Below are 26,682 nucleotides of genomic sequence, written 5' to 3' on the forward strand. Positions count from 1 at the left end.
TTATCGGTCTGATTTCGTGGGGGGGCAACCCCCTTTTTTGTGATGGTTAAAACGTTAAAAACAACCGTTGAATGTTCCGGGGTCGGTCTCCATTCGGGGCAACGAGTCACCCTAAAGCTGATGCCTGGCGATCGCCACCAGGGTCGTTATTTTGTGCGCACAGATTTACCAGGGGAACCCCAGATCCCGGCCCGCATTGAGGCTGTCAATCAAACACTCTTGTCTACGGAATTGGCAGTAGGCGAAGCCAAGGTTAGAACCACAGAGCATTTGCTAGCGGCATTAGTAGGTCTGGGGATTGATGTGGTGCGTATCGAAATTGATGGGCCAGAGTTACCCCTGTTGGATGGCTCGGCGGTGCAGTGGGTAGAGGCGATCGCCAAGGCCGGTACCCAGACCCTCACAGATGAGGCGATCGCCACCCCTGTGGTCATAGAACCCATTTGGCTCCAGGAAGATGAGGCCTTTGTGGCGGCCTTGCCCGCTGCGGAATTGCGGTTTACCTATGGCATCGATTTCACCTACAAGCCCATTGGTAACCAGTGGCACAGTTGGAGCCCCGCAGCAGAACCCTTTGCCCAGGCGATCGCCCCGGCTCGGACTTTTGGCTTTGCTGACCAAATTGAGCAACTGAAAAAAGCTGGATTAATTCAGGGAGGGAGTTTAGATAATGCCCTCGTTTGCGACCAAGAAAAATGGCTCAATCCGCCACTCCGATTTGAGAATGAGCCTGCTCGCCATAAATTACTTGACTTAATCGGTGATTTAAGTTTGCTTGGCACGATTCCCACGGGCCATTACCTGGCCTACAAAGCGAGCCATAAACTCCATACCCAACTCGCCAAAACTTTACAGGCAACTCTTTTCTAAAATTCTAATCAAGCTGCTACTTGGTAAAGGATGATGCAAACAATGTGACCTATATTGCTAGTTTTTGGGGCTGGCGATCGCTTTTTTCAGAGATTGCCAACCCCTAGGAGCCGAAGCTCTACTTATTCGGTTGAGGAGTCATGCGCAGATAGGGCTTGATTTCCTTGACGCCTTTGGGAAACTTGACTTTCGCATCCTCAGTGGAAATTGCTGGAGAAACAACAACATCCTCGCCGTCTTGCCAATTGACGGGAGTCGCCACGCTGTAGTTGTCCGTGAGTTGTAGCGAATCCAAAACCCGCAAAATTTCTTGGAAGTTCCGGCCAGTGCTGGGGGGATAGGTGAGGGTTAAACGCACCTTCCGCTCAGGATCAATCACAAAAACAGTCCGCACCGTCACTTTCGGGTTGGCGTTGGGGTGGATCATGTTGTAGAGGGTGGCAACTTTTTGATCCGCGTCGGACAAAATCGGGTAATTGACAGCACATCCCTGGGTTTCATCGATATCACCGACCCAGTTGTTGTGGGAGGCCGTGTCATCAACGCTGAGGGCAATCACCTTCGCATTGCGCTTTTCAAACTCTCCCTTTAACCGGGCTACTTCGCCTAATTCGGTGGTGCACACGGGGGTAAAATCAGCGGGATGGGAAAACAAAACCACCCAACTGTCGCCAGCCCAATCATAAAAATCAATTTCCCCAATGGTGGAATCTTGGGTGAAGTTGGGGGCCACATCGCCTAACCGGAGGGACATAAACTAAACTCCTGATGTTAAATAAACTACCAAAGGATCATTATGGCCCATCTACCTGGGAAGATGCCAAGGGGGGCGATCGCCACTGGAAAATGATAAGCTGCCGTCACAGAGCGCAATATTTATTAACTTTTGTTGCCATTCTTCAGAATCAAAAAAGCCAAAGGTGACAACCAAGCCGGAAAAATGAAATAATAAGCCAGAATTTTTTACGTTAGTAGTTTCAGGCCGCCTGAAGCTTGGTATTTTACATAAATCTAAGAATTCATCAAAAAAAAGCTGGGAAAAGCCTAGGAGGAATCAATCATAATGAGTAGAGTTGTGAGTGCATTAATGGGGCTCGTCCTCATGTTCGGTTGCGCGTTCTTTAGCGTTCAACCCCAAGCCCAAGCCCTCGATTTAAGCAATGGCTTTGTTTCTGCAGCCGTGCTCGGTGAGCGTGTTAATCCCGCTGACAAGGTGCTTGAGTCAGAATATGGCAAGAAAATTGACCTAAACAACGCCAGCGTCCGTCTTTTCCGCGAGCTCCGTGGATTTTATCCCATATTAGCCAAACGCATCATCGAAAATGCCCCCTATGACAGCGTTGAAGATGTATTAAATATCCCCGACCTCAGCGAGAAGCAACTGGCACGATTAGAGGAAAATTTAGAGCGTTTCACCGTCACCCCCCCTGCTGATGTGTTTATTGATGGTGACCAACGTCTAAACACCGGTGACTATTAAGGATACAAACGAAATCTTTCCTTGCTGAGGAAAATTTTTGTGAGTCAAACCTAAACTTTAAGATACAAGTGACCTATTCCCCAGGGATAGGTTTTTTTGTGGCGATTTTTAAGATTTAGGACTCGGTTGGCACAGTCGATAAAACCGAGGCACCCACAGGGATTCCCAATGAAAGGCTCCAAAGGCCAGTACGGGAGCCAGGAGAGTCAGGAGCAAAAAACAGCCCGCCAGGGTTGACAGGGACATGGAGAAAAAATCTTGGGTCAAGCGCACCAAATCATGATCTAAAAGGCCTCCTTTCCCGACCCGGTAGGCAATGCGGAAGGTTTCGCTAGTCATGAGCTGCCCGAAAAAGGCACTATTTTCTAGAAAGCTAAAACTGGCCAACAGGGCATAGAGGGTTTGTTCGCCAGAGACATGGCAAAAGTATTTACCAAGGGCAAAGTACAGGCAAATAAAAACGGCGGCAATTTCTAAGAGGTGGCCCATGGCGATAATGGCGATTTGATCCCAACCTGTCAAGATCAGAAGGATTTGCAGGAGAGTCAGACCGGCCAAGGTAATCAGGGTGCCGCGATTGCGACGGTATTGCCAAGCGAGATAGGCGATCGCCCCGTAGAGCAGCCACAAAATAATGCTGGCGCGGCCGAGGGCGAGGGTAATGCCGCCCCCAAAGATAAAATCAAAACTCGGCACAGCGGGATAGCCAAACAGCCAATAGGCGATCGCATGGCCAATTTCGTGGACGAGGGTGAGAAAGGTATTCAGAATAAAGCGACTGGGGGGCAGCAAAAAGAGAATTAGGCCCAAGCCGCCACCAATGAGGAGTGCCTGGGGCGTATCCGGAGGCAGTGGCCGTGACCGAGGGCGCTGATAAGAGATTTGAGACGGCAAGGCACCATGGAGGGGAAAACAGGTTTTGAGGAGATATTTCTGTTGCTGGCGATGGTAGACATTGAGGTAAACTTTTTCGACGTCATCCAGGGAAAAATGCTGTAAAGCCTCCTGGATAATCTGGCAATAGTCTTGGCGATCGCGTTGGTCAATCACCGTTAACTTGATCACCAAGGCCCCAGCGGAGGGCGTAACTTTGATACTCCACAGGTAAGCCGCTAGCAGTTGCCGGAGTTTCAAGGTGAGCGCATCGTTTTTGAGGGCAGTCTTTTGGGGCGGTTCTTGGGCGCTGAGTGCTTCCGGAGAGGGTTCCCGTTCGGCTGGGGAGAGTAAGCCCGCAACGATTGTCCATTCCCAGTCGGGGGTGACTTCCCCAAAACGAAGGCCTTCAACGGTAAAGGTTTCCGTGATCGTGCGTTCCCAAATTTTTTGCCAAGGGGCGAGGATTTGTTTGGCGATCGCCTGGTCAGGGGTTGTAAAGCCTTCGAGTTGAATTTTAAGGTGTTTATCAGCCACCCGCTTGAGCATCACCCGGATCTGGTGGGGTTGAAATGCTTGCCTTAACACTTGGGCGATCGCCTGGGGATTTCCCTGTTCCGCCAACTGACGCAAATCCGACTCTTTCACAGCATCACTTATCTCAGGAGATCACTTCGATTATGCCACCAGACTCCCCTCACCACAAAAATAGGGAAAGGCAGTCTCGTCTTTCCCTATTTGTTGATGATGCAATGATTTGAAACTTCAGTCTGAAGTCCCCCTTTGAAGGGGGATTTAGGGGGATGTCCTAGGCCGCAACTGCTTTTGGCTTCTTGCTGTTACGAATCCCTTCGATCGCCTCAGCATAACTAGGTGCCTTGAAAACCGCAGAACCCGCAACAATCGCATTGGCTCCCGCATCAATGACTTGCCACGCATTCGCAGGCTTGATGCCACCATCGACTTCAATCCAAGGATCGAGGCCGCGCTCATCACACATTGCCCGCAATTTTTCGATCTTGCTAACCATTGAAGGAATGAAGCTTTGGCCACCGAACCCAGGGTTCACACTCATGATCAAAATCAGGTCACAGACATCAAGGACGTGCTCAATGATGTTGAGGGGTGTAGAAGGATTCAGTACAACCCCAGATTTTTTACCCAGCTCGCGAATTTGGCAGAGGGTGCGGTGGAGGTGGGGAGACGCATTGTGTTCTGCATGGACAGAAATAATGTCAGCACCAGCTTTGGCAAAATTTGCCACGTATTTTTCTGGCTCAACAATCATCAAATGCACATCCAAAGGCTTTTTGGTGTAGGGACGAATAGCCTCAACAATTAACGGCCCAATGGTGATATTCGGGACAAAACGACCATCCATGACATCGACGTGAATCCAATCAGCGCCAGCTTCATCGACTGCTTTAATTTCTTCACCAAGGCGGCTAAAGTCCGCGGAAAGAATGGACGGGGAAACTACAATTTTCTTGTCGGTCATGGTGGGTGGATTCCTCTTATTTATCTCAAGAATTCTAAGTTGGTATCAATATTAACAAAAGTTTGTATCAATATTTTTTGTGGCCTGACCTTGGTGGGGCCATTGTATGAACTACTCCAGCCTAAGAGGCATGGAGTTTCCGTCGTTTCATCGCCCCAAGTTGCCTCATGCTTCCGCAATCGGTAGAGCTTGGCGGCTCCGCGACTGAAGAGGCCAGTTCTTGACCCCTTGCCCAGGCTAAATTAACCTGAGCTGCATTGATATCTCTATCCTCCCTGTGGCCACAGTTTGGGTTTGAGCAAATATGTACCCTGTCTGCCAATGTCTTTGGCGTTAGCTCCCAACATTTAGCGCAACGCTGAGAGGGCTTAAGCGTCCTTGTCGGGGACTCCACATAAAATCCTCCTGCCTCTGCCAGCTTGTATTCCAGCATTGAACCAATCATGCCGAAGCCAACCGAGAGAATGGAGCGGTTAAGCCCTGTTTTTTGAGCTTTCCGTTTGCTGCCTTTTTTGGCTTTGCGGGTCATGTTTTTGACGTTTAACTGCTCACCTGCAACTAGGCTATTACCGCTGACTATGTTGCTTGTGATTTGATGCAGCCAATCTTCGCGCTGACGGGTAATTTTGCGTTGCCGCATTGATACCTGCCGTCTCGCTTTTTGCCACCGCCGCGATGCTTTAACTCGCTTATTTCGGTTTGGTGCACGCTTTCGTCTGAGTTGCTTGGATGCTTGCCTTACAGCAACCTCACCGACTTTGATAAAGCCAGGCTTTGATAGTTGCTCCCCTGTAGAAAGGGTAATCGCTTCCTTGCAACCTAAATCAATCCCCACAGACCCACCCTCGGTTTCCCGCTTGGGTTCACATTTGACGGTGATTGAGGCATACCACTTGCCCTGGCGGAAGAAAATTGTGCAAGTTGTTGGTTTTCCCCAGGTGCGAGCTTTCCCTCTCATTTGCATTCTGCCTAAGTGGCTCAACTTGAGAAAGCCATGCTGACCGTCTGTTTCTACCTGCCAACCTGCCCCGCAGGGATATGTCCACCCTCCATAGCGTCGAGATGCCTTGAACTTTGGATATCCCCCCAATCCCTTAAAAAATCGGTTGAAGGCAAAGTCCACTCGCTTTAACGTTGCCTGTAGGGCATGGGAACCCAGTTCCTTAAATTCTGGCCATACTTGCTTGAACCCTGGCAGACTATTTTGCTGCTCAAAGTAATCGACTGCATGGTTGAACTTTTGGTACTGGGTTTTACGGTTAGCAATCGCTGCGTTATACAAACTGCAATGTAAACGCCGCCAATAGTGCAGCTTTTTTTGCTGTTGGCGACTTGGATAGAGCCTGTAAGTGATTCGGCGTGTTACCATGCTCCTATGGTAGTCTATTGTGCCCACAATGAACAAGTCAGAAATACTAAAAATAAGGCTAACATCAGAGGATCTGGCAAGACTCAAGGCGTTCGCGTCCAACAAGGATGTCAGCATGGCTCAAATTATCAGAGAGTACATAAGGCGATTGCCTAAGCCTGATTGATTTGGCTACTTCCGTTTCTCTTCAGTAGCCGCGCTATCCTTCCCTACCCTAAAGAGGGATAGGGACTGCCGCGCCCAAGTTCAGGAAACACTGACCTAGCGTTGGGGGGGACGCAGAGGCCCATCGGTTTGTACAGGGATCAAGATACTGTTTAGTTTGCGCAGCTGCTCTGCGGTGCCCATACAAATAAAAAGTCCCCAGATAGGAGTAGCGTCTCTCCCGTTGGCCCAGGAATGAGACTGCCATCTTGACGACGAATAGCGAGGACGAGGGCACCGGACTGCACCCTAAGTCGGGCTTCGCTGAGGCTTTTGCCAATATAATCGCCACAATTGCTATCGACACGGATTTCTTCGAGGTAGTAAGAGCGTTCTGTTCCGGTGAGAATGCCATCAACAAAGTCCATGACTTGGGGTCTGAGGGCCGCAGCGGCCAGGCGACGCCCCCCGGTAATGTAGGGGGACACAACGGCATCGGCCCCGGCACGGCGTAATTTTTCGACGGCTTCTTCGGTACTGGCCCTGGCGATCGCCCGAATTTTTGGGTTTAATGTTTTCGCCGAAAGCACTGTGTAGAGATTTTCTGCGTCGGAACTGAGGGCTGCCACCAAACAAGTTGCCCGGTCAATTTTCGCTTCATGGAGATATTGATCGAGGGTGGCATCCCCTTGAATGCAGATATAACCTTGGTCGCGGGCGGCTTCAATAATTTCCGGTTCGAGATCGACAACTACAAAAGGAATCCCCTCGGCGACAAATTCCCGGGCGACCTGCTGTCCGGTACGACCGAGGCCACAGACAATGTAGTGGTTATTAAGACGACTGATTTGCTGCTGGTACTGCTTCAATTTTTTTACCTCCTGGAAATAGCCGCTAATCATTGCTTCGATAAAGCGGTTCACGATATAACCGACTGCGATTAAACCCAAAAAAATCAGAATGATCGTAAACACACGGGAGCGATCGCCGAGGGGATAGGTTTCCCCAAAGCCAACGGTCGAGAGGGTGATCATCGTCATATAGGCTGCATCCACCCATGACCACTGCTCCACGACAATAAACCAACTCGTCCCCAGCAGAAACAGCGCCACCAGCATCAGCAAGCCTAGTTGCAGCTGCCCCCTGAGGCGCCTATATTTTTGCTCAATGCTATACACCGATGATCCTCAAAATAAGTCTGATGTTTGTAGGGAAAGTTGCAGACAATTCAAATCGACCTGTAGGAAGCTAAAAAAACACAGAATTTCTTTAGCTCATTCCCCCCTTGTATTTAGCAAAAAAGATTACCCATTGGCTAAACTGAAATTTAACTTTGAGTCTCGCCATCGCAGAGGAGTAACCCGTGAGTCCCCAAACGCTACTAAACCATTCTCCAGCCCAAAGCTTTAACTCAGACCAGTTCGATCAGTATGTGATGCATACCTATGGGCGCTTTCCGGTGGCGATCGCCAAGGGGGAAGGTTGCCGTTTGTGGGATACGGAAGGGAAAAGTTACCTAGATTTTGTCGCGGGCATTGCCACCTGCACCCTCGGCCATGCTCACCCCGCCCTGATCCAAGCCGTCAGCGCGCAAATTCAAAAACTGCACCATGTTTCTAATCTCTACTACATCCCAGAGCAAGGCGCTTTAGCCCAGTGGATCGTCGAACACTCCTGCGCCGATAAAGTCTTTTTCTGCAACTCCGGGGCCGAAGCCAACGAAGCAGCCATTAAATTAGTCCGCAAATATGCCCACACCGTCTCAGACTTCCTCGAGCAACCCGTGATCCTCTCGGCGAAATCGAGCTTCCATGGGCGTACCCTCGCCACCATCACCGCCACCGGACAACCCAAATATCAAAAACATTTTGACCCGCTCCCTGATGGATTTGCCTATGTACCCTACAACGACGTTCGCGCCCTCGAAGAAGCGATCACCGATATCGATGAAGGGAATCGCCGCGTCGCCGCCATTATGCTCGAAGCTCTCCAGGGGGAAGGAGGTGTCCGGCCTGGTGAGGTGGAATATTTCAAAGCAGTGCGGCGCATTTGTGACGAAAATGGGATTCTCCTCGTCCTCGATGAAGTGCAAGTTGGCGTTGGGAGAACCGGCAAATACTGGGGCTACGAAAACCTCGGCATTGAACCAGATATTTTCACCAGTGCGAAAGGTTTAGCGGGAGGGATCCCCATTGGTGCCATGATGTGCAAGGATTCCTGCGCTGTCTTTAACCCTGGGGAACATGCCAGCACCTTTGGTGGGAACCCCTTCTCTTGTGCAGCGGCCCTAGCGGTGGTTGAAACCCTCGAACAGGAAAACTTACTAGAAAATGTCAACGCCCGTGGGGAACAGCTCCGGGCGGGTTTAAAGACCCTGGCCGAAAAATATCCCTACTTCAGTGATGTCAGGGGTTGGGGTTTGATCAATGGCATGGAAATTAAAGCAGACCTCGAACTCACCTCCATTGAAGTGGTCAAAGCGGCCATGGAAAATGGTTTACTATTGGCCCCCGCTGGCCCGAAGGTGCTCCGGTTTGTGCCGCCCCTGATTGTCTCCGCCGCAGAAATTGATGAGGCGATCGCCCTTCTCGATCAAACCCTCGCGGCCATGGCCCTCTAAATTTCCTCATCCTGCACAAAGCAATAAAAAGCTCCCCCATTGTTAAAAATCGGGGAGTTTTGTTTTTATGGCGCTTACCTAACTGTGACTACACCGTAACGGGGGTCGGAGTCGGCGTTTCTTCCTGTTCCAAAAATTCCGCTAACTGGGTTTCAATGCTGTCCTTCACGATCTGGCGGTACTCCAGGAAATGCTCGTTGTGGGCACAGAGGGTGAGGTAATGCTCAAACACCGCCGGATTGTGGCGCAAAATACCGAATAAATGGTGCCAAAAGCGCCAACGGGTATCCCGCTTGATGCCTTGCCGCCAAATAACGATCGCCAATGCCTTGAGATCGACCAAACTGGGCAACTTGGCCGGGGGATGACATTTCGGCGCGCCCAGTTTTAGGAAACAACGGTAAATGCGGTCTAAATAAAGGTGCGGATCGTAGAGTTGCCAAAAGGCGTGGACATACTCATTGGCAATGTCTTCGAGGGGACGGGTGGGGATGAAGTTCATCAGGGTTGTTTGGTTGATGTTGCCGTCCTTTTTCGCCCGGAGTCGCCCTTCCGCTTCGAGGCGGTGCCAGAGTGCCGTATTCGGCAAGGCCTGGAGCATCGCAAAGGTGGTGGTGGGGATCGCCGTCAGTTCCGCAAATTTGATAATGCGATCGCCTGCCCCTTTTTTCTCCCCATCGAAGCCGATGATAAAGCCTGCCATGGGCCGCAAACCTGCTTGAATAATTTTGTCAATGGATTCAGCGAGGGAGCTGCGGGTATTTTGAAATTTTTTGGTGAGTTGTAGACTCTCTTCATCGGGGGTTTCAATGCCGAGGAAAACCGCATCAAAGAAACATTCCACCATCAGATCCATGAGCTCTAGATCATCGGCAAGATCCACCGAAGCTTCGGTATTGAAGCGGAAGGGGTATTGATGCTCCCGTTGCCATTCCTTGAGGGCCTTGAGGAGGAGTTTAACGTTCCGCTTGTTGCCGATGAAATTATCATCCACCATGAAAATGCTGCGCCGCCAACCCAATTCGTAGAGGCAATCCAATTCCTTTAAAAGCTGCTCTGGGGTTTTGGTGCGGGGTTTACGCCCGTAGAGCACGATAATGTCACAAAATTCACATTGGAAGGGACAGCCCCGGGAGAACTGTACCGACATCGAATCATATTGATCCAATTCCAACAGATCATAACGGGGTACTGGCGTAGTGGTGACATCGGGTTTTTCGGTGGCGCGAAAAGTTCCAGAAGTGGCCCCGTTGTTAACGGCTTCCACAAACATCGGCAGGGTAAGTTCTCCTTCATCGAGGATCAAAAAGTCCGCCCCTACATCCTGGACTTCTTCGGGTACTGACGTCGGGTAGGGGCCGCCAACCGCCACCAATTTATCCCGTTTTTTCGCTTCCTTAATTTGGTCAAGGAGGTCATCTTTTTGGACGATCATCGCCGACATCAAGACCAGATCGGCCCATTCCCATTCCGCCTCCGTCACAGCGCGAATATTGCGGTCAACCAGTTTAAACTCCCACGCCTGGGGCAAAATCGCCGCCACGGTAATTAAGCCCAAAGGAGGCAACAGCACCTTGCGGTTGACCAGTTCAAGGATTTTTTCGTAGGACCAAAAAGTGGGAGGAAAAACCGGATAGATGAGGAGGACACGCATGGTATTTAAGGGTTTTATGATGAAAGGGTTTTAAAAAGGCTGATTTTTAGAAGGCGATCGCCAACCATCATCAAAACTGACGTCAGGTAAGCGCACGAGTGCCTTCAGTGTAGCGCTAAAGTTTTGTAACGGTACCCACGGCGAAAATGGGCCCCACCATGGCAATAGAAACCGCATCGGTGAGGACTTCCCCCGTTACAGCGACCTGTAGACCTTGCTGTTGATAGCCCTGGGGCAAATCTCGCAGTTCATAGTTAACCCCCGCTGTCGTTTCGAGGACCCATACCCCAGCACCTAGGGATTGATGGACAATGCGCCCCGTTAGTTCTTGCATTCGGCTCACCTCATAGTTGTCGATCAGGTTTCTGCAATATCCTTATAAATCTTTAAAATAAAATTTTTTAAACGCCGATGGTTTCCTGTTCTGCCTCGTGGATGAACGATTCAACCAATTCCACATTTTCTACACTACCGAGGATCGTCGGGGTGCGTTGGTGGAGATAGGTCGGCACAAAATCTAAGAGCGGCATGGTGCCTGTACTGGCTTTCCCCCCTGCCTGTTCAATGAGCCAAGCTAACGGTGCGGTTTCATAAAGAAGACGCAATTTCCCCTCTGGCTTTTTCTTCGTGCCTGGATAAAGGAAGACGCCCCCCTGCATCAGGATGCGGTGTAAATCCCCTACAAGGGCACCACTGTAGCGAGCTGTGTAACCTTCATGGCGGTGCATGTAGCGAATGTAATCCCGGATCGAATCTTCCCACTGCCAAAAATTACCTTCATTGACGCTGTAGATCGAGCCATGGTTCGGCATCGTGATGTTTTCTTCAGCGAGGATAAATTCCCCTAAACTCGGATCAAGGATAAATGAGTGTACCCCCGTGCCAATGGAGTAAACCAACATGGTTGAAGGGCCGTAAAGAATATAACCGGCCGCAATTTGCTTGTGACCATTTTGGAGCAGGTCTGCGGCATCTCCATCGAGATCCATGCCTTCTTGTTGGCGGATGGAAAAAATGGAACCAACGTTGAGATTAATATCGACATTGGAGGAGCCATCAATCGGATCGTAGAGCAGCGTATAACGACCAATGGGGCAGTTTTCAGGAATGTAGTAGGGTTTTTCCATTTCCTCGGAGGCGAGGCGACAAACGAGGCCACTTTGTTTAAAAACAGAAATAAAAACATCGTTGGCATAGAGATCCATCCGTTTGACGGATTCTCCTTGGACATTTTCTTCGCCCGTGAAGCCGAGTACCCCTTCCATCAGGCCAGCGCGACTGAGGCGACGGGCAACGAGTTTGCCGGCCAGGGCAATGCGGTTCATGATGGCACTGATGTCTTGGGCCGCAGTATCGAAGCTCTGGAGCTGTTGTAGAACGTGACGGGAGAGAGTGGTGCAATCGCGGTCGAGACTCGGACTTTGGGTAATGTCGTGGCTGTGATCTGGCATAGGCTTTTTCCTGCATGGGTCTGTCTGCTCCAATGGTAACGACTGTGTCTGGAGGATGCGCTCTTGCTAAAGGATTACTTAATGGAAAAGCCAGGAAAAAAGGCAAGCATTTGGGCAGAATAGGCGGGATATAGGCAAACCTTGACCTTTAGCTGTCAAAAATCGTCACAATCTCCGGCTGTACGGGAAACGGTTGCTAGGATGGCCAGTAGAGAAAAATTGTGAGCTTGTAATCTGCGTATGTTTCAACGTCGTGCTAGTGGTGTTCTGTTGCATCCTACGTCTTTGCCGGGTCGATTTGGAATCGGCGATCTGGGGCCAGAAGCCTATCGATTTATTGATTTTCTTGCCGATAGTGGACAGCAGGTTTGGCAAGTTCTGCCCCTGGGGCCAACGGGGTTTGGGAATTCTCCTTATCTGTGTTATTCGGCCTTTGCGGGCAATCCGATGTTGCTGAATTTGGAATGGCTGGCTTCGGAGGATCTGTTGGAAGAGGAAGATTTAGCGGCCTGTCCGAGTTGCCCTGGGGATCAGGTGGACTATGATCAGGCGATCGCCTTTAAGATGCCGCTCCTCAGAAAAGCTTGTAAACGCTTCCAAGCAGTGGCGACCCCAGAAAGAAAACGAGAATTTCAAACCTTTTGCGAAGAGCAGGCCTATTGGCTCAATGACTATGCTCTCTTTATGGCCCTCAAGGAAGCCCACGACGGCAAAAGTTGGTATGACTGGGATGCGGCCCTCGCTTGGCGTGATCCAAAGGCGATCGCCCAACAGACAGAAGTCCTCGCCGATCAGATTTTTTTCCATAAGTACGCCCAATCGGAATTTTTCCGCCAGTGGTCAACCCTAAAGAGCTATGCCAATGAAAAGGGCATCCAAATCTTTGGGGATTTGCCGATTTATGTGGCCCATGACAGTGCCGATGTGTGGGGGCACCCGAAAATTTTCCGCCTCGATTACGAAACCGGGGCCGCAAAGTGGATGGCGGGGGTCCCACCGGATTATTTCAGTGAAACAGGCCAACTCTGGGGCAACCCGGTCTACAACTGGCGTAACCTTTCGCGCCGTCATTATTCCTGGTGGATCGAGCGCATTAAAACCATGCTGGAGTATGTCGATATTGTCCGCATCGATCACTTCCGGGGTTTTGAGGCCTTTTGGGCGGTTCCCCAAGGGGAGAAAACAGCGATGAATGGCCGCTGGATCAAAGCCAAGGGTGACGAATTTTTTGCGTTACTCAAAGATAAGCTCGGTGAACTGCCCATCGTCGCTGAGGATCTGGGGGTAATCACGCCGGATGTGGAGGCCCTGCGGGACAAATATCGCTTACCAGGCATGAAGATTTTGCACTTTGCCTTTGATAGCGATCGCGCCAATCCGTTTTTACCGTTTAATTACACCAATCGCAATTGCATTGTCTACACGGGCACCCATGATAATGACACCACCGTGGGCTGGTTTGACAAACGTAGTGATGAAGAAAAGGCACGGGTTACGGATTACCTTGGTTGCCTCTGCGATGAGGGAATCCATTGGGGTCTGATTCGTCTGGCGTTGGGTTCCGTGGCAAATCTGGCAGTTTTCCCCCTCCAGGATCTTTTGGGTTTAGGGTCTGAAGCAAAGATGAATACCCCTGGGGTGGCCGCCGGGAACTGGACTTGGCGCTACCAGCCGGAAATGCTGAGTGATGACCTCATTGGCAAATTGCGCTACCTCGTCTATCTTTACGGGCGTGAACCGGAGTATCGAGGCGAATAAATGGGGCGATCGCTCAAAAAAGGAACGGGTTGGCGGTTAGGCTGGAATCCTGACCCCACCCGGACTTTTCAAGGCTTAGTTGGAGCCGACGATTGGGCCGTGGAATTAACTACCGCAGAATTTAAAGATTTTTGTCGTTTGTTGGTGCAGTTAGCCGATACCGTCGAAAGTATTGCTTCGGAATTGATGCCAGAGGAACGGATCGCTATCGAAGCAGAAAGTGATTTGGTTTGGCTGGAGATTGAGGGGTTTCCGGCTAGCTATAGTCTGCGTTTGTTAGTTCTAACCCAGCGAAATATTGAGGGCAATTGGCAACCGGAAGCTGTGCAGCAGTTGGTGCAATTAAGTCATATTTTTCATAAAAGTCATGAATTGCCGCTGTGATGCTCCGGAAGATCAAGAGTCAGGAAATTATCGAAAGTGGCGATCGCCCCGAAAGCCATTAAAAACTCGAAAAATATAACATTTATGTTATGTTGAACCTATGTCTTGGAGCATTGAATACCCTTACTCTGATGTCGAAGAGTTTGTCCTTGAACTCCCACCGAGTTTAGCAGCCAAGTATTTTCGCCTTACAGATCTAATGCTAGAGTTTGGTGCTCATCTCGGTATGCCCCATACCCGATCTATGTCAGGCGGCTTATTTGAACTTCGCGTTAAAGGTAGAGAGGGGATTGCACGAGTATTCTACTGCACGCTAGTAGGACAACGGATCGTCATGCTCCATGGCTTTGTGAAAAAATCCCAAAAGACTCCATCGAAGGAACTCAAAATCGCTAAATACCGTATGTCGGAGGTCAAGAGTAAATGAATCATGCTGAATTGAAAAAAAAGGTATTGACTAATCCTGAAACATGCATTATGTACGACAACATGGAAGCTGAGTTTTCCTTGTTGAGACAAATGCTCAAAGCGAGACAAGAAGCTGGTCTTTCTCAAGCGGAGGTTGCTGCTCGCATGGGAACTAAAGCCCCTGCTGTCACACGGCTAGAATCATCTCTTAGTAGTGGCAAGCATTCACCTTCTTTGGCAACCCTACGTCGTTATGCTCAGGCCGTAGGTTGTGAGCTTCAAATAACACTAGTCAAGTCCGAAAATATTTAGAACACAACACAATTTTTCTAGTGAAATAACACCTAACTAATTGTTTAAAAATCCTGTGGTCTCGTTATAATCTGATTTAAAAATAACGGCTTTGTTATGACTGAACTCCTAGAACAAGCAATTAAACATTTACAATCTTTGGATACGGAAAGACAAGATGCGATCGCGGCTTTAATCATGGAAGAGCTTGAGGACGAAGCCAAGTGGGATACAGCTTTCGCTCAATCCCAGGAACTTTTAGCAGATTTAGCGGCTGAGGCAATGACTGAATATAAGGCAGGCCAAACACAAGTGCTAAAACCTGAAGAACTGTGAAGTCGAGAACAACAACTAAATTTCGTAAGGCACTTGCAAGCTTGCCTGATGCTATTCAAAAACAGGCACGTAGCGCGTATCGTCAATTTCAAAAAGATTCTGCCCATCCCAGCTTAAGATTTAAACAGGTTCATCCCAATTTGCCAATTTACTCGGCTCGCATCAGTAAAAACTATAGAGCAGTTGGCCAACGAGATGGCGACACAATCATTTGGTTTTGGATTGGCTCCCACGCAGAATATGACAAACTTTTATCACAAATCTAGCTATCACAATATTTTTTTAATTCGGATATTTTATAAAGTAATCAACATGATCATCAAAGAAAAAGATTCTATTAATGCAAACATAGAGCAATTGAAAACGATTATTAATTTACCTGACTTATCCGAAGCAAAAGTTTTGCAGGCAAAAACAGAGCTTAAAAAACTCACCTCTGGTAATCAAGGGGAAAAAGATTCTGCTTATTTTATTGATTTCTATTATAAAAATTCGCCGAACTGGGCAATTATTCACGATCTTAGAATTGAACATGGTGGTTTGGTAGCTCAGATTGATCACATTTTAATTAACAGATTTCTTGATTTTTATATCTTGGAAACCAAGCATTATGCCCATGGTATCAAAATCACAGAGCATGGCGAGTTTTTGGTGTCATATCAGAAAAGCTATAGAGCAATAGAGTCTCCCATTGAGCAAAATAAAAGACATATCAAAGTTTTGAAGAATCTTCTTCAGAGCGAAGAAATACTACCTAAAAGATTAGGCATACCGTTACAGCCTCATTTTCTTGCCTATGTTTTAGTTTCACCAAAGTCTCGCGTGATCCGCCCCAAGGCAAAAGATTTCAAAACAGATGCTGTTATTAAATCAGACGAATTTTACAAGCAAACACGAGACAATCTAAATAATGAAAGTATATTGACAACCCTCGGTTCACTGACAAAAATGATTTCATCTGAATCATTGCAACAAATAGCTGAAAACCTAGTCAATTATCATCAGCCTGCTCAACTTGATTACTACAAAAAATTTTCGATTTCCAAAGAAGAAGATAATCGCCACCCCGTTGTAATAGAACAGCCAAAGAAAACAAAGTACTATTGCTATTGCTGTAAGCAGCCTATTTCCAAAAAAGTTGCAATGTTTTGTTTCAATAATAAAATTCGCTTTGACGGTAAAGCATACTGTTTCGATTGCCAGAAACAATTCCCTTTAAAGTCGCCTTAACAAAAGCGTTAGGACAATTCCCCAGGAGAGGCCCAGCAAATGGCTATAAAAACTGACATTAGGGGAACTGAGATCCACCGCAAATTGGATCACAATAATTAAGCAAATCAAGCGAAATTGCCTGCCTGCGGCTTCGAGGTGAAACCGTCGCCACCCCTGCCACAACACTACGGCGATCGCCCCGATCATGCCCATAATCGATCCAGAAGCCCCGACCCATACTTGATAGCTATAGCGGATTTCATTGGTGAGATAGGCCAACCAAGCCGGAAACGTCTCATAGTCAAAGCCCTGGGCCAACAGCACCAATCCAAACAAGGTGACCGTCGCCCCGAAACCACTGCCCAGATAAACGAGGAGGTAACGCGATCGCCCTAAGTGTTTTTCGGCAAAGGGACCTAATAGGGCCAAGGTCGCCATATTCATCAAGAGATGGGCTAGCCCCACGTGGATAAAATTCGCCGTAAACAAACGCCACCATTCCCCCCGCAAAACTTGGTTGGGAATGAAACCGCCGCCCTGGAGAATTGCTTCCGGATTTTCAGGACTGCTAACGGCGATCGCCCCCAGGAATACCAGACAATTGACGGCAACTAAAACAGAATTCACCGAAAGTTGCTTGTGTCCCGCAGGCTGTTGGCCCACGAGGGATTGATAAAGTTGCTCCTGGGTTTCCTGCTGTACCAGGCGGCTGAGGCGGGCCAAGTCAGGATAAGCGTCTGTGGAAAGGAGCGATTGGGCCGGTCGGGGGGGATGTTGGCGGCGCATTTGGACGGCATTACGGAAACGCTTATGGGAGTCCTCCTGGAGGGTCTGTAAAATAGCATTTCCTTGGGAGGTACTTCCGGCTCCATAGTGGGCGATCGCCAACCAAAACCCCTTAATCTCTTTGGCATAATCCCTGAGGGGACCTGTTAATAGCCGTTGCACCGTTTTGATTTCGCCACAAAAGGCCGCCGTAAATAACAACACCAGATGCCACTGACGGCGATCGTTTCCTCGCAACAGTTGCACTTTGGTCTCCGGTTTGAGCACAAGCCGCAAGAGTTCAGACAGTTGACCCGTTTCCCCTAGAGCACGGCAATAGTAAACCAAAAGCAAGGGTTCTTGGGGCGTTTGCGACATTCCCCGGAGCCAAGTCAGCAGCCCAGCCCAATCAAACCGCATCGCATAATCCATGGCGATCACCTGACGGGCCAAAAAACTGGGGTGATCTTGGTATTTTTCTAAAAGATTTAAACCTGGGGTGAGTTGGCCCCGTTGGCTCATGATCAAAGCGCGAATGATGTGTGGCTGTTCCCACCAACCATCAAAGGGATGGAGATATCGCAAATACAAAGCCCATTGGTAGGCACGCGGAAAATCTTGGCGGGACAAGAGACTCTGGATCTGCCGCAGCCCCAAGGATGGCACGAGGATCAACAGCAACCAAGCGATACCACCCCACCAAGCGGCCCAGGCCATCGAAATAAGATTCATCCCCCAGGTGAGGGCCAGAACAAACCCCGCCACCCATAGCCACCCCAGAGGACGGGGTCGCGGCGATCGCCAAGTACGGAGCATCAAGACCCCACAGGAAAAAGAAACAGCGTAAAACCAAATCAGGGGCCACAAAGCAGATGCCATCACAGAAGCCATTAGGGGGGAGAAAACATTAATTGCTATCTTAAGTTGGGAATAAATCTTTTTCTTTCCCTTGAGAAATTACCCATGAAAAAACGGCTCCTGTCTGCCCTCTGTCTGCTTTCCCTCAGTGTCTTTGGCTGTACTGCGCCATCGACTACGGATGTCACTAGCCCCACCGAAAATGAGACGCCGACAACGGCAGTGCAACCCTTGGTCACGGGGGCGATTCCCGACCAAGATCCTGAAAAATTGCAGCGACTCTATGGCCTATTGGCGGATTATCTCAGTGCTGAACTGGGAGTCCCCGTGGAATATAAACCCGTCACCGATTATCTTGCGGCAGTCACAGCCTTTAAGGTGGGTGATTTAGATTTAGTTTGGTTTGGTGGGTTAACGGGTGTCCAAGCGAGGTTGCAAGTCCCTGGTGCCGAGGCGATCGCCCAACGGGATATTGATGCCGAATTTCACTCGGTACTCATTGCCAATGTCAATAGCGGTCTAGGGGAATTAGCCAGTGATGCCGATTTAACCCAAGTAAAAGGCAAAACTCTCACTTTTGGTAGTGAATCCTCCACTTCTGGCCGCCTGATGCCCCAATACTACCTAGAACAAGCCGGAGTTTCCCTCGAAGACTTTCAAGGGGAAGTGGGTTTTTCTGCCTCCCACGATGCCACCATTCAATTGGTCGAAGCTGGCACCTACGACCTGGGAATGCTCAACGAACAGGTGTGGAATAGTCGCGTCGAAGCCGGGGAAGTGGACACCAATAAAGTAAAAGTGATTTGGCGATCGCCTGCTTACTACGATTACCACTGGGTTATTTCCCCCGACGTGGATGAGCGCTATGGGGAAGGCTTCCGGGATAAAGTCCAACAGGCTTTGCTCCAACTCGATCCCAACAACCCTGAGCACAAAGAAATTCTTGATTTATTTGGGGCGACCCAGTTTATTCAGACCAGCAACGAAAACTACGCTGAAATCGAAGCCGTGGGCCGCCAGATTGGCAAGATTCAATAAACGGAGATTTAGGCTAAGAAATCTCTTGATTGGCCCCCTAAATTTCCCTCAAACTGGGAGCCGGGGGGCCTTATAAATCAGCTCTAAGCGGCTGCCTTTTTCATTTCGATCAGTTCAATCTTGTAGCCGTTGGGATCTTCGACAAAGGCAATTACCGTGGTGCCATGCTTCATGGGGCCGGGTTCCCGGGAAATTTTACCGCCCAGCTCGCGGATTTTTTCGCAGGTGCCATAGATATCATCCACACCCAGGGCAATATGACCAAAGCCATTGCCGAGGTCATAGCTATCGGTGTCCCAGTTGTGGGTTAGCTCGATCACGGTATTGTCTTTTTCGTCGCCATAACCAACAAAGGCCAAGGTGAATTTGCCGCCGGGGTAATCTTTTTGGCGCAGGAGCTTCATCCCCAGCACATCACAATAAAATTTGAGGGATTCTTCTAAATTGCCGACCCGAATCATGGTGTGAAGCATTTTCATAGGGGGTGTTTTTCTCCTTTGGTAACGAACTATCTCTAGTGTCTATTCTAAATTGAGTTCCCCTTGGAGCCAGTCTTGGGCGGTGCGGACGAGGGTGCCATCTTCTTCGAGGGCGACGATACTTACATCAAGGGGAACAGCCAGGGGACTGTCGTAGGGCAACACAAAGCCCAGATTTTCAGTATTCAGGTTAAAGTCGGCAACTCGCAAGGGTAAGTCAGGGTTTTGGCTCAGGTAATATTCCAGGGTTGGCCGATCAAAAATTACCCCGTCTACTTTGTTGGCCTCCATTAAGGCGATCGCCTCCTCTAAGCTGGGACGCTGCACAACTTTGGCGCGATATTCAGCCGCCCAAGCTTCCCCTGTCGTGCCTTGGACAACGGCCATGCGGGTTCCGCGTAAATCCCCAGGATCACGGATTGCATCCTCTGGCAATTTAGCGAGGGCGAGGGTAAAGGCCGAGGCTAATCCCCCAATCAAAGAAGAAACCGCAACCAAAGAGATCAACATCCAAACTCCGGCGATAAATCGGCCCCAAGGGGTTTTGGGTGAGCGATCGCCATAGCCAACCGTGGTCAAAGTCACCAGGGCAAACCACATCCCATTGCCCACACCATGCAGATAATGGTTAGGAAACTCCTCTGGGTTATGGCGTCTCTCCACGAGCCACATGCCATTGCCCACTAAAAATAAACAAACCAGCAAAACCCCCACCGAAGAGAGAGCTGTGCGGGTGAAAAAAGGACGCACCCGTTCCCAAATGGGAGGCGACTCTTCGGGCAGCAAAACCCCTAGTCCTGAGACGAAGAAAGGCTGGGTAAAATCCACCGTTTCTAAACGCTCGGCGGTAATACTAAACGGCCCCACCAGGAGATCTAATTCCCCAGTGGCCACGGCATCCAGGGCAGCCTGCGTCTCCGTTTGCAAAATCAACTCATATTCCCAGCCATTTACGAAGGCAATGGTTTCCCAGATATCCGGCACAATCCCTTGAAAGTCACCATTGACCGACTCCACTAAAAAAGGAGGAGTACCACCGATGCCAACCTGGAGAACCTCTGCGGCCTCATCGTCTGGCAAGTTATTGAGACTTTGGGCCAACCCAACTTGGATTTGTGCTTCGGCCAAGATGGATAAGCCAATTAAGCCGAGAATTTGCAGGCCCTTCTGCCTAAGTTTTTTGATCGAAGGACAATCACTGACTTTTTTTACATTAACCATTCCTGAGATTATTCAAATAACGACAGTGCCATTGTAGTCACTAGCAACATTTTATCAATGGGCCGATTTTTAGATAGAAATTCAGCACTTCGTAAAACAAATCCCTGTTTAAAATTCAATTCTTCTTTCGCCAACACACTCACGACCGCAGTTGCATATTCTGTAACGACGGCTTTTTCTTCTCCTGACTTGTTTACAATGAATTTAATGTTTCTTCCCACACATGATTAAATGCTCAAGCTGGTTATTGAGATCACCAAAACTTGAGTAATCTTAAGGCTTACAGATTTATTTTCTGGAGCCTTTTTTATATTCAAACATGATCAAATACCATCCTTGGCATAGTGATCTGCCGTATTTTTAGAGTGATAGACGATGATCTTTTAGGATGCGAAATGCTGTGGATCAAAAAATAAGTGTTTGCGTTATTGTGTGATTTTCTTTAAAGGCAATTTAAAAAACAAAACAGTCAGTAAAGCCTTGAGCTAATTCTTTGAAAATTACCTAACTTGCAAATTCAGGATCTCTTTCCTGGTAAAAGATCAGCGTTTAATTAACTGAAAATCCCCGTTTCGTGGTTTGGGGTGGGGCAACTTCTACGGAAAAGTTAACTTGATCTTGGCGATCGCCTTGGCGAATTTCTAAGGTCTGGGGGCCAGGGGTTAGGCGTAACTTCGGGTTTTGGGGATCGGCGGGCTGCCACGGTTTGCCATTGAGCTGCCATTGCACAGGCTCTTGGTTCGTGGTTTGAAATTGGATCGTCAGTTGCCCGGGATTGTTGGGGTCGCTCAGGAGGCGATCGCCATCTTGGGGAAACAGAATTTTTAAGCCGCTTTGGGGCGTAGCGAGGGTCGTTTGGGTCGCCAACCAGCGGTCATATTCCGGGGGCAACACTAGACGAATTTCGCCATTAATTTCCTGGTAAAAATTATCTAAATCTGTTTCATACTTGCTTAAATCCCCCGGAAAAAAATATTCCTGAACGATAACAGGACAAAGGCCCGTTGATTTTTTGCCAGACAGGGCACAAATAGGCCGTTTAACCATGGCTGCTGGTTCCGGGAATACTGAGGGTTCCCGCTGCTGGTGCAGGTACAACATGATATCTCGCCAGAGTGGTGCGGCTCCCGTCACCCCTGAAACTTGTTGCATGGGCGTGCCATCGAAGTTACCAATCCAGGTGGCGACGGTATAGTTTTCGCTAAACCCCACCGCCCAGGTATCACGATAATTTGAAGATGTCCCTGTTTTAACTGCCGCTGGAAACGGTAAATTCAATGCGGAATCGACCCCAAAGGCGATCGCCCTGGCCTGTTTATCACTCAACATCTGGGTAATGAGTTGCCAAGTTTGGGGATCACTGAGGGGCGTTGTGGCAGCTTCAGGGCGAGTGAAATGGCTGACTAAATCACTTTTTTCGCCGCCATTGGCCAGGGTACGGTAGGCATTGGCCAACTCCATCAGGGTCACTTCACCGCTACCCAGGGTGAGACCCAAGCCATAGTAGTCTGGGTCTTCGGTTAAATGCTGAAAACCTAATTGGTGCAAGCGCGTTAAAAATGTCTCAACACCCACTTGTTCTAAAACTCGCACCGCCGGAATATTGAGGGAATTGCCTAAAGCTAGGCGTACTCGCACCGGGCCTAAAAATTTTTCATCGTAGTCCGTAGGTTCATAGAGTTTGGCGTCGGGAATGGCATAGTAGGTGGGAATATCCGCCAAAATCGTATTGGGACGAATGGTTCGGGTCTCTAGGGCCAATTGGTACAGAAAGGGCTTGAGGGTGGAACCTGGTTGCCGGAGGGCTTGTACGCCATCATTTTCCCCTTGGGGCGTAAAGTAATCCGTAGACCCCACATAGGCTAAGATTTCGCCGGTTTGATTATCAATGGCGATCGCCGCCCCTTGGTGGACATTATTTTGGTCTAAATTTAAAACGGTCTGGCGCACCTGTGCCGCGACAAAATCCTGGAGATTTTTATCTAGGGTGGTACGAATCACGGGGTTTTGGCTGGTATCCAACTGCTCTGTTAGCCAAAAAACAAAATGGGGGGCGCTGAGAATTCCCTGATGACGTGGTTGCAGGGTGATGGCTTCTTGGAAAACCCGATCCGCCTGTTCTGGAGAAAGTTCACCCTCAGCGACGAGGCGCGCCAGCACGTACTGTTGCCGTTGTTTGAGGTTGTCCCAATAATCGTAGGGGTTGAGATAAGTGGGACTGTTGGGAATGGCCGCAAGGAGGGTCGCCTGGGCCACATTGAGATCCGCCGCTGCTACACCAAAATAAATCTGGGCTGCCGCTTCAACACCGTAGATATTTCCCCCCATGGGTAAACGGTTAATGTAAGCCGTTAAAATTTCTTGGCGATTCATGCCCGCCGCTAACCGCCAGGCGACCCAAATCTCCTGGAGTTTCGCGTTCAAAGTCCGGGGGCGATCGCCTAACATCCGGGCGAGCTGCATCGTAATCGTCGAAGCCCCGCTGACAATTTTTTGGTGCTTGATTGCTTGGTAGGTGGCCCTGGCGATCGCCTGGAGATCTAGGGGGCCATGGGCGTAAAAATCACCATCCTCCGCCGCAATAATCGCCTGCTGAAAATAGGGTGAAACTTCATCGAGGCTAACAACGGAGGTATTTTCTTGGTCGGCACTGAGCACTGTCCCCAAAAACAAACCATGGCGGTCATAAAAGCGGAAGGCCTGGTCGGTCTGGACAATATCTGCGGCTTGCACAGGCATCAGTAGAGGCGTTAAACGCACAGCCAAGGCGATCGCCCCCAGGACACTGATAATTTTTAGGGGAAGGGACGATCGTTGCCAAATTTTTAGGAGCCAGTCACGCAGCAACACAAGTAGCTTGGGCCTCATCTCTTTTCGTAGTTGTAGCCCTTTTCTGGGGCGATCGCCCAAAGGCTTAATATTTTGCAGGTTTACCGAATAAAGCGAATCTTTAAGACTCGTCACCAAAGCGATATCATCCCTGGGATTGTTCACTAGAATTGGAATGTTTCAAAGGAGCGACACCATGGGTCAGCGTCACATTCGGCACAGTTTGTTATTTCTCGGAGCAATGCTTTGCGTTTCTCTACCATCGGCGGCGATCGCCCACGTCGGCGGCCACGAAACCGCTGGATTTTTGCATGGATTTCAACATCCCCTTGGGGGACTCGATCACCTCGTGGCCATGTTAGCGGTGGGGATTTGGGCGGTTCAGGTCGAAGAAAAGCAAGGGCGTTTTTTACTCCCCCTGAGCTTTCTGGGTTTGATGTTGGTGGGTGGTTTACTCGGCATGGTCGGCATGAACGTACCAGGGATCGAGGTCGGGATTATTTTTTCCGATCTCCTGTTAGGTTGCTTTGTTTTCTTTGGCACCCGTCTCCCCTTGCTGTGGAGTAGTCTCATTATTGGTGCGCTGGCTGTTTTCCATGGCTATGCCCACGGCGCAGAGATGCCCACCAATGCCCAGGGTCTTCAATATGCCCTCGGTTTCCTAGCAGGAACTGCGAGCTTACACCTTATCGGCATGGGAACGGCTTTGCTGGCCTTACGTCGCCAACAGATCCAATTTTTCCGCATTGCTGGGGTAATGATGGTGGTGGCTGGTTTGACAGTCTTTGCCCAGAGCATCTAAGCGGCAATACTGCCAGGTTTGATATTAGCTCAAAGAACTCTCCAGGTTTTAGTGGGGAGTTTTTTTCATGGACTGATGATGGCCAAAGAAAAAACCGACTGGCGTCTTCACCAATCGGTTCTTTTGTTGTGATCTCACCGGGTGGGAAATCGTCACTTAACGGTTAGTTATTTCGCTTCAGCCCGTTCTTTAGCTTCTTTAATCACTTCATCCGCAACATTCTTCGGACAAGGATCATAGTGAGAGAACTCCATGGAGAACTGACCACGGCCGGAGGTCATGGTACGGAGGTCACCGATGTAACCAAACATCTCGCTGAGGGGCACTTTGGCTTTGATGCGGATCCCGGTGGCACCGGATTCTTGACCTTCAATCATGCCACGACGACGGTTGAGGTCACCGATCACATCCCCAACGTAATCATCGGGGGTAAATACATCCACCTTCATGATCGGTTCGAGGATTTGGGGGCCAGCCTTGGGTAGGGTTTGACGGTAGCCACTCTTAGCAGCGATTTCAAAGGCGATCGCCGAAGAGTCAACCGGGTGGAAACTACCATCTGTCAAAGTCACCTTCAGGTCAACACAGGGGAAACCTGCCAGTACACCTTTTTCGATGGATTGCTCGAAACCTTTCTGGACTGCGGGCCAAAATTCACGGGGTACGTTACCGCCAGTAACCTTGGACTCGAACTGGAAGCCGCTACCCGCTTCACCCGGTTCGATGGTGTAGTCGATCTTCCCGAACTGACCGGAACCACCGGACTGCTTCTTGTGGGTGTAGCTATCGTTGATGACCTTGGTGATGGACTCACGGTAGGCAACCTGGGGTTTGCCCACTTCTACTTCCACGCCATAGGTACGCTTGAGGATGTCGACTTTAATATCGAGGTGAAGTTCACCCATCCCTTTAATAATGGTTTCACCGCTTTCCTGGTCGGTTTCCACTTGGAAGGAGGGATCCTCTTGCACCATTTTGCTGAGGGCAACACCCATTTTCTCATTGCCACCTTTGGTCTTGGGGGCGATCGCAATGGAGATTACTGGATCAGGGAAAACCATCGGTTCGAGGGTCGCCGGATTGTCTTTGTCACAGAGGGTATGGCCAGTTTGGACATTCTTCATCCCGACAATGGCAATGATGTCACCCGCTTGGGCTTCATCGATTTCCTCACGGGAGTTGGCGTGCATCTCTACCATCCGCCCGATCCGCTCAGTCTTGCCAGTAGCAGTATTGAGTACGGTATCTCCTTTCTTCAGGGTGCCAGAATAAATCCGGGTAAAGGTCAAGGCCCCAAAGCGGTCATCCATAATCTTGAACGCCAAAGCACGGAGGGGCTTTTCGGGGTCAACAATGGCAAAACTGCCTGTTTCGTTCCCTTCAATGTCCGTTTCCGGCTGGGGATTTACTTCCATCGGGTTGGGGAGATAGTCCACAACTGCATCGAGTACCAGTTGTACCCCTTTGTTCTTAAAGGAAGAACCACAGTAGGTGGGGAAGAAAGCTAGTTCGCGGGTGCCTTTGCGAATACAGGCTTTGATTTCATCAATGCTGACCTCTTCGCCTTCGAGGTATTTTTCCATGATCTCGTCGTCTTGTTCAACGGCGAGTTCTACGAGGGCTTCGCGGTATTCTGCCACTTGCTCCTTCATGTCTTCGGGGACATCGGTGATCTCGTAGTTCATCGGATCGCCAGATTCATCCCAAATCCAAGCTTTTTCGGTGAGGAGATCCACAACACCCTTAAATTCGCTCTCTGTGCCGATCGGCAAGGTCATCACCAGGGGGGTTGCCGCCAAGATATTTTCAACCTGCTTCACCACGTTATAAAAGTTAGCGCCGATCCGGTCTAATTTGTTGACGTAGATCAACCGCGCAACCTTAGAGTCGTTGGCATAGCGCCAGTTGGTTTCGGACTGGGGTTCTACACCACCGGAACCACAAAATACACCGACACCACCGTCGAGTACCTTGAGGGAACGATAAACTTCAATGGTGAAATCGACGTGACCGGGAGTATCGATAATATTGAGCTGGTGATCTTTCCAGAAACAGCTTGTGGCGGCGGACTGAATGGTAATCCCGCGCTCCTGCTCCTGCTCCATGAAGTCGGTGGTGGCTGCACCGTCGTGCACTTCACCTAATTTGTGAATTTTTCCGGTTAACTTCAGGATACGTTCGGTGGTGGTGGTTTTACCCGCATCGACGTGAGCGAAGATACCGATATTACGATATTTGGTCAGGTCTTTCATAGGTTTATGTTCGCTCGATAAAATTTAAGTACTACTATTTTTACTAGGGTGATCACTCGGTGCAATTAGACGTACAACTGAAAACGTCTC

The 26,682-nt window shown here is 49.4% G+C and carries 25 protein-coding genes and 1 pseudogene; 12 read left to right on the plus strand and 14 right to left on the minus strand.

Translation table 11 applies throughout. The annotated features are described in order from the left end of the window. The first annotated feature begins 42 nt into the window (after positions 1-42). Positions 43-870 (plus strand): UDP-3-O-acyl-N-acetylglucosamine deacetylase, encoded by an 828-nt coding sequence (lpxC, locus tag AWQ21_RS01635; RefSeq protein WP_065713036.1) that lies wholly within the window; start codon positions 43-45, stop codon positions 868-870. A 118-nt stretch (positions 871-988) separates the two neighbouring features. Here the strand turns inward: lpxC and AWQ21_RS01640 are convergent, their stop codons facing one another. Beyond that, positions 989-1,624, minus strand: a complete 636-nt coding sequence (locus tag AWQ21_RS01640) for a peroxiredoxin (protein ID WP_065713037.1) — start codon at positions 1,622-1,624, stop codon at positions 989-991. A gap of 309 nt (positions 1,625-1,933) precedes the next feature. On the opposite strand from AWQ21_RS01640, the gene psbU reads away from it, so the two are divergent. Beyond that, positions 1,934-2,350, plus strand: coding sequence for a photosystem II complex extrinsic protein PsbU (psbU, locus tag AWQ21_RS01645; RefSeq protein ID WP_065713038.1), 417 nt, complete (start codon positions 1,934-1,936; stop codon positions 2,348-2,350). 108 nt (positions 2,351-2,458) lie between these two features. On the opposite strand, the gene AWQ21_RS01650 is transcribed toward psbU, so the two are convergent. From AWQ21_RS01650 to AWQ21_RS01665, 4 genes and pseudogenes are all read right to left on the minus strand, one after another. Next, positions 2,459-3,871, minus strand: coding sequence for a hypothetical protein (locus AWQ21_RS01650; RefSeq protein WP_065713039.1), 1,413 nt, complete (start codon positions 3,869-3,871; stop codon positions 2,459-2,461). A 160-nt stretch (positions 3,872-4,031) separates the two neighbouring features. After that, positions 4,032-4,721, minus strand: coding sequence for a ribulose-phosphate 3-epimerase (gene rpe / locus AWQ21_RS01655; protein ID WP_065713040.1), 690 nt, complete (start codon positions 4,719-4,721; stop codon positions 4,032-4,034). Positions 4,722-4,842: 121 nt separating this feature from the next. Then, the gene (locus tag AWQ21_RS01660) at positions 4,843-6,090 is read right to left on the minus strand and encodes an RNA-guided endonuclease TnpB family protein (RefSeq protein WP_065715146.1); all 1,248 of its coding nucleotides are present in this window, start codon (positions 6,088-6,090) and stop codon (positions 4,843-4,845) included. A gap of 261 nt (positions 6,091-6,351) precedes the next feature. Then, positions 6,352-7,352, minus strand: a pseudogene (locus AWQ21_RS01665) (potassium channel family protein). 245 nt (positions 7,353-7,597) lie between these two features. Between AWQ21_RS01665 and AWQ21_RS01670 the strand changes: the two are divergent. Beyond that, on the plus strand, positions 7,598-8,854 hold the full coding sequence (locus AWQ21_RS01670) for an acetylornithine transaminase (protein WP_065713041.1): 1,257 nt from the start codon (positions 7,598-7,600) through the stop codon (positions 8,852-8,854). Positions 8,855-8,942: 88 nt separating this feature from the next. On the opposite strand, the gene AWQ21_RS01675 is transcribed toward AWQ21_RS01670, so the two are convergent. The 3 genes from AWQ21_RS01675 to fbp all read right to left on the minus strand — a co-directional run bounded on the left by AWQ21_RS01675 (position 8,943) and on the right by fbp (position 11,959). Beyond that, on the minus strand, positions 8,943-10,508 hold the full coding sequence (locus AWQ21_RS01675) for a B12-binding domain-containing radical SAM protein (protein ID WP_065713042.1): 1,566 nt from the start codon (positions 10,506-10,508) through the stop codon (positions 8,943-8,945). A gap of 115 nt (positions 10,509-10,623) precedes the next feature. After that, a complete protein-coding gene (locus AWQ21_RS01680; RefSeq protein WP_065713043.1) occupies positions 10,624-10,842 on the minus strand; it encodes a hypothetical protein in 219 nt (72 codons plus the stop codon). A 67-nt stretch (positions 10,843-10,909) separates the two neighbouring features. Beyond that, positions 10,910-11,959 (minus strand): class 1 fructose-bisphosphatase, encoded by a 1,050-nt coding sequence (gene fbp, locus AWQ21_RS01685; RefSeq protein WP_065713044.1) that lies wholly within the window; start codon positions 11,957-11,959, stop codon positions 10,910-10,912. 240 nt (positions 11,960-12,199) lie between these two features. Between fbp and malQ the strand changes: the two genes are divergently transcribed. The 7 genes from malQ (at position 12,200) to AWQ21_RS01715 (ending at position 16,366) form a co-directional block, all read left to right on the plus strand. After that, positions 12,200-13,717 (plus strand): 4-alpha-glucanotransferase, encoded by a 1,518-nt coding sequence (malQ, locus tag AWQ21_RS01690; protein ID WP_065713045.1) that lies wholly within the window; start codon positions 12,200-12,202, stop codon positions 13,715-13,717. After that, entirely contained in the window at positions 13,718-14,101 is a 384-nt protein-coding gene (locus tag AWQ21_RS01695) for a DUF1818 family protein (RefSeq protein ID WP_065713046.1), read from the plus strand. It begins immediately after the preceding gene. Positions 14,102-14,201: 100 nt separating this feature from the next. Next, positions 14,202-14,528, plus strand: a complete 327-nt coding sequence (locus tag AWQ21_RS01700) for a type II toxin-antitoxin system RelE/ParE family toxin (protein WP_065713047.1) — start codon at positions 14,202-14,204, stop codon at positions 14,526-14,528. Continuing rightward, positions 14,525-14,821 (plus strand): helix-turn-helix domain-containing protein, encoded by a 297-nt coding sequence (locus AWQ21_RS01705; protein WP_065713048.1) that lies wholly within the window; start codon positions 14,525-14,527, stop codon positions 14,819-14,821. Before AWQ21_RS01700 ends, AWQ21_RS01705 begins: the two co-directional genes overlap by 4 nt. 96 nt (positions 14,822-14,917) lie before the next feature. Continuing rightward, entirely contained in the window at positions 14,918-15,136 is a 219-nt protein-coding gene (locus AWQ21_RS01710; RefSeq protein ID WP_065713049.1) for a hypothetical protein, read from the plus strand. Continuing rightward, complete coding sequence (locus AWQ21_RS16680) at positions 15,133-15,402, plus strand: hypothetical protein (protein ID WP_071932256.1); 270 nt, start codon at positions 15,133-15,135, stop codon at positions 15,400-15,402. The genes AWQ21_RS01710 and AWQ21_RS16680 overlap by 4 nt, the downstream gene beginning before the upstream one ends. Further along, positions 15,332-16,366 (plus strand): nuclease-related domain-containing protein, encoded by a 1,035-nt coding sequence (locus AWQ21_RS01715; RefSeq protein ID WP_232315026.1) that lies wholly within the window; start codon positions 15,332-15,334, stop codon positions 16,364-16,366. Before AWQ21_RS16680 ends, AWQ21_RS01715 begins: the two co-directional genes overlap by 71 nt. On the opposite strand, the gene AWQ21_RS01720 is transcribed toward AWQ21_RS01715, so the two are convergent. After that, positions 16,352-17,992: a rhomboid family intramembrane serine protease gene (locus tag AWQ21_RS01720; RefSeq protein WP_198159674.1), complete on the minus strand. Its 1,641-nt coding sequence runs from the start codon at positions 17,990-17,992 to the stop codon at positions 16,352-16,354. The two genes, AWQ21_RS01715 and AWQ21_RS01720, sit on opposite strands and share 15 nt — an antisense overlap. Positions 17,993-18,076: 84 nt before the next feature. On the opposite strand from AWQ21_RS01720, the gene AWQ21_RS01725 reads away from it, so the two are divergent. Further along, positions 18,077-19,009 (plus strand): putative selenate ABC transporter substrate-binding protein, encoded by a 933-nt coding sequence (locus AWQ21_RS01725; protein WP_065713051.1) that lies wholly within the window; start codon positions 18,077-18,079, stop codon positions 19,007-19,009. Positions 19,010-19,092: 83 nt separating this feature from the next. Here the strand turns inward: AWQ21_RS01725 and gloA are convergent, their stop codons facing one another. The 4 genes from gloA to pbpC form a co-directional block, all read right to left on the minus strand. Further along, on the minus strand, positions 19,093-19,488 hold the full coding sequence (gene gloA / locus AWQ21_RS01730; protein ID WP_065713052.1) for a lactoylglutathione lyase: 396 nt from the start codon (positions 19,486-19,488) through the stop codon (positions 19,093-19,095). A 42-nt stretch (positions 19,489-19,530) separates the two neighbouring features. Then, a complete protein-coding gene (locus AWQ21_RS01735) occupies positions 19,531-20,709 on the minus strand; it encodes a transporter substrate-binding domain-containing protein (RefSeq protein WP_065713053.1) in 1,179 nt (392 codons plus the stop codon). Positions 20,710-20,717: 8 nt separating this feature from the next. Further along, complete coding sequence (locus AWQ21_RS16340; protein WP_065713054.1) at positions 20,718-20,930, minus strand: hypothetical protein; 213 nt, start codon at positions 20,928-20,930, stop codon at positions 20,718-20,720. Positions 20,931-21,258: 328 nt separating this feature from the next. Continuing rightward, entirely contained in the window at positions 21,259-23,673 is a 2,415-nt protein-coding gene (pbpC, locus tag AWQ21_RS01745) for a penicillin-binding protein 1C (RefSeq protein ID WP_232315107.1), read from the minus strand. A gap of 61 nt (positions 23,674-23,734) precedes the next feature. Between pbpC and AWQ21_RS01750 the strand changes: the two genes are divergently transcribed. Further along, on the plus strand, positions 23,735-24,340 hold the full coding sequence (locus AWQ21_RS01750) for a HupE/UreJ family protein (RefSeq protein WP_065713056.1): 606 nt from the start codon (positions 23,735-23,737) through the stop codon (positions 24,338-24,340). 167 nt (positions 24,341-24,507) lie between these two features. Here the strand turns inward: AWQ21_RS01750 and fusA are convergent, their stop codons facing one another. Next, on the minus strand, positions 24,508-26,592 hold the full coding sequence (fusA, locus tag AWQ21_RS01755) for an elongation factor G (protein ID WP_065713057.1): 2,085 nt from the start codon (positions 26,590-26,592) through the stop codon (positions 24,508-24,510). Positions 26,593-26,682 lie beyond the last annotated feature (90 nt).

The organism is Picosynechococcus sp. PCC 7003, from assembly GCF_001693255.1.
In the GTDB taxonomy this organism is placed as follows: domain Bacteria; phylum Cyanobacteriota; class Cyanobacteriia; order Cyanobacteriales; family MRBY01; genus MRBY01.

What these genes read in the sequence shown, in the direction of transcription:
- lpxC (WP_065713036.1), top strand. Translation starts at nt 43, where the DNA reads ATGGTTAAAACGTTAAAAACAACCGTTGAATGTTCCGGGGTCGGTCTC.
- AWQ21_RS01705 (WP_065713048.1), top strand. Translation starts at nt 14,525, where the DNA reads ATGAATCATGCTGAATTGAAAAAAAAGGTATTGACTAATCCTGAAACA.
- AWQ21_RS01725 (WP_065713051.1), top strand. Translation starts at nt 18,077, where the DNA reads ATGAAAAAACGGCTCCTGTCTGCCCTCTGTCTGCTTTCCCTCAGTGTC.
- AWQ21_RS01695 (WP_065713046.1), top strand. Translation starts at nt 13,718, where the DNA reads ATGGGGCGATCGCTCAAAAAAGGAACGGGTTGGCGGTTAGGCTGGAAT.
- gloA (WP_065713052.1), bottom strand. Translation starts at nt 19,488, where the DNA reads ATGAAAATGCTTCACACCATGATTCGGGTCGGCAATTTAGAAGAATCC.
- fusA (WP_065713057.1), bottom strand. Translation starts at nt 26,592, where the DNA reads ATGAAAGACCTGACCAAATATCGTAATATCGGTATCTTCGCTCACGTC.
- AWQ21_RS01720 (WP_198159674.1), bottom strand. Translation starts at nt 17,992, where the DNA reads ATGGCATCTGCTTTGTGGCCCCTGATTTGGTTTTACGCTGTTTCTTTT.
- psbU (WP_065713038.1), top strand. Translation starts at nt 1,934, where the DNA reads ATGAGTAGAGTTGTGAGTGCATTAATGGGGCTCGTCCTCATGTTCGGT.
- AWQ21_RS01715 (WP_232315026.1), top strand. Translation starts at nt 15,332, where the DNA reads ATGGCGACACAATCATTTGGTTTTGGATTGGCTCCCACGCAGAATATG.
- AWQ21_RS01750 (WP_065713056.1), top strand. Translation starts at nt 23,735, where the DNA reads ATGGGTCAGCGTCACATTCGGCACAGTTTGTTATTTCTCGGAGCAATG.
- AWQ21_RS01710 (WP_065713049.1), top strand. Translation starts at nt 14,918, where the DNA reads ATGACTGAACTCCTAGAACAAGCAATTAAACATTTACAATCTTTGGAT.
- AWQ21_RS01675 (WP_065713042.1), bottom strand. Translation starts at nt 10,508, where the DNA reads ATGCGTGTCCTCCTCATCTATCCGGTTTTTCCTCCCACTTTTTGGTCC.
- AWQ21_RS01735 (WP_065713053.1), bottom strand. Translation starts at nt 20,709, where the DNA reads ATGGTTAATGTAAAAAAAGTCAGTGATTGTCCTTCGATCAAAAAACTT.
- AWQ21_RS01680 (WP_065713043.1), bottom strand. Translation starts at nt 10,842, where the DNA reads ATGCAAGAACTAACGGGGCGCATTGTCCATCAATCCCTAGGTGCTGGG.
- AWQ21_RS01660 (WP_065715146.1), bottom strand. Translation starts at nt 6,090, where the DNA reads ATGGTAACACGCCGAATCACTTACAGGCTCTATCCAAGTCGCCAACAG.
- rpe (WP_065713040.1), bottom strand. Translation starts at nt 4,721, where the DNA reads ATGACCGACAAGAAAATTGTAGTTTCCCCGTCCATTCTTTCCGCGGAC.
- malQ (WP_065713045.1), top strand. Translation starts at nt 12,200, where the DNA reads ATGTTTCAACGTCGTGCTAGTGGTGTTCTGTTGCATCCTACGTCTTTG.
- fbp (WP_065713044.1), bottom strand. Translation starts at nt 11,959, where the DNA reads ATGCCAGATCACAGCCACGACATTACCCAAAGTCCGAGTCTCGACCGC.
- AWQ21_RS01640 (WP_065713037.1), bottom strand. Translation starts at nt 1,624, where the DNA reads ATGTCCCTCCGGTTAGGCGATGTGGCCCCCAACTTCACCCAAGATTCC.
- AWQ21_RS01700 (WP_065713047.1), top strand. Translation starts at nt 14,202, where the DNA reads ATGTCTTGGAGCATTGAATACCCTTACTCTGATGTCGAAGAGTTTGTC.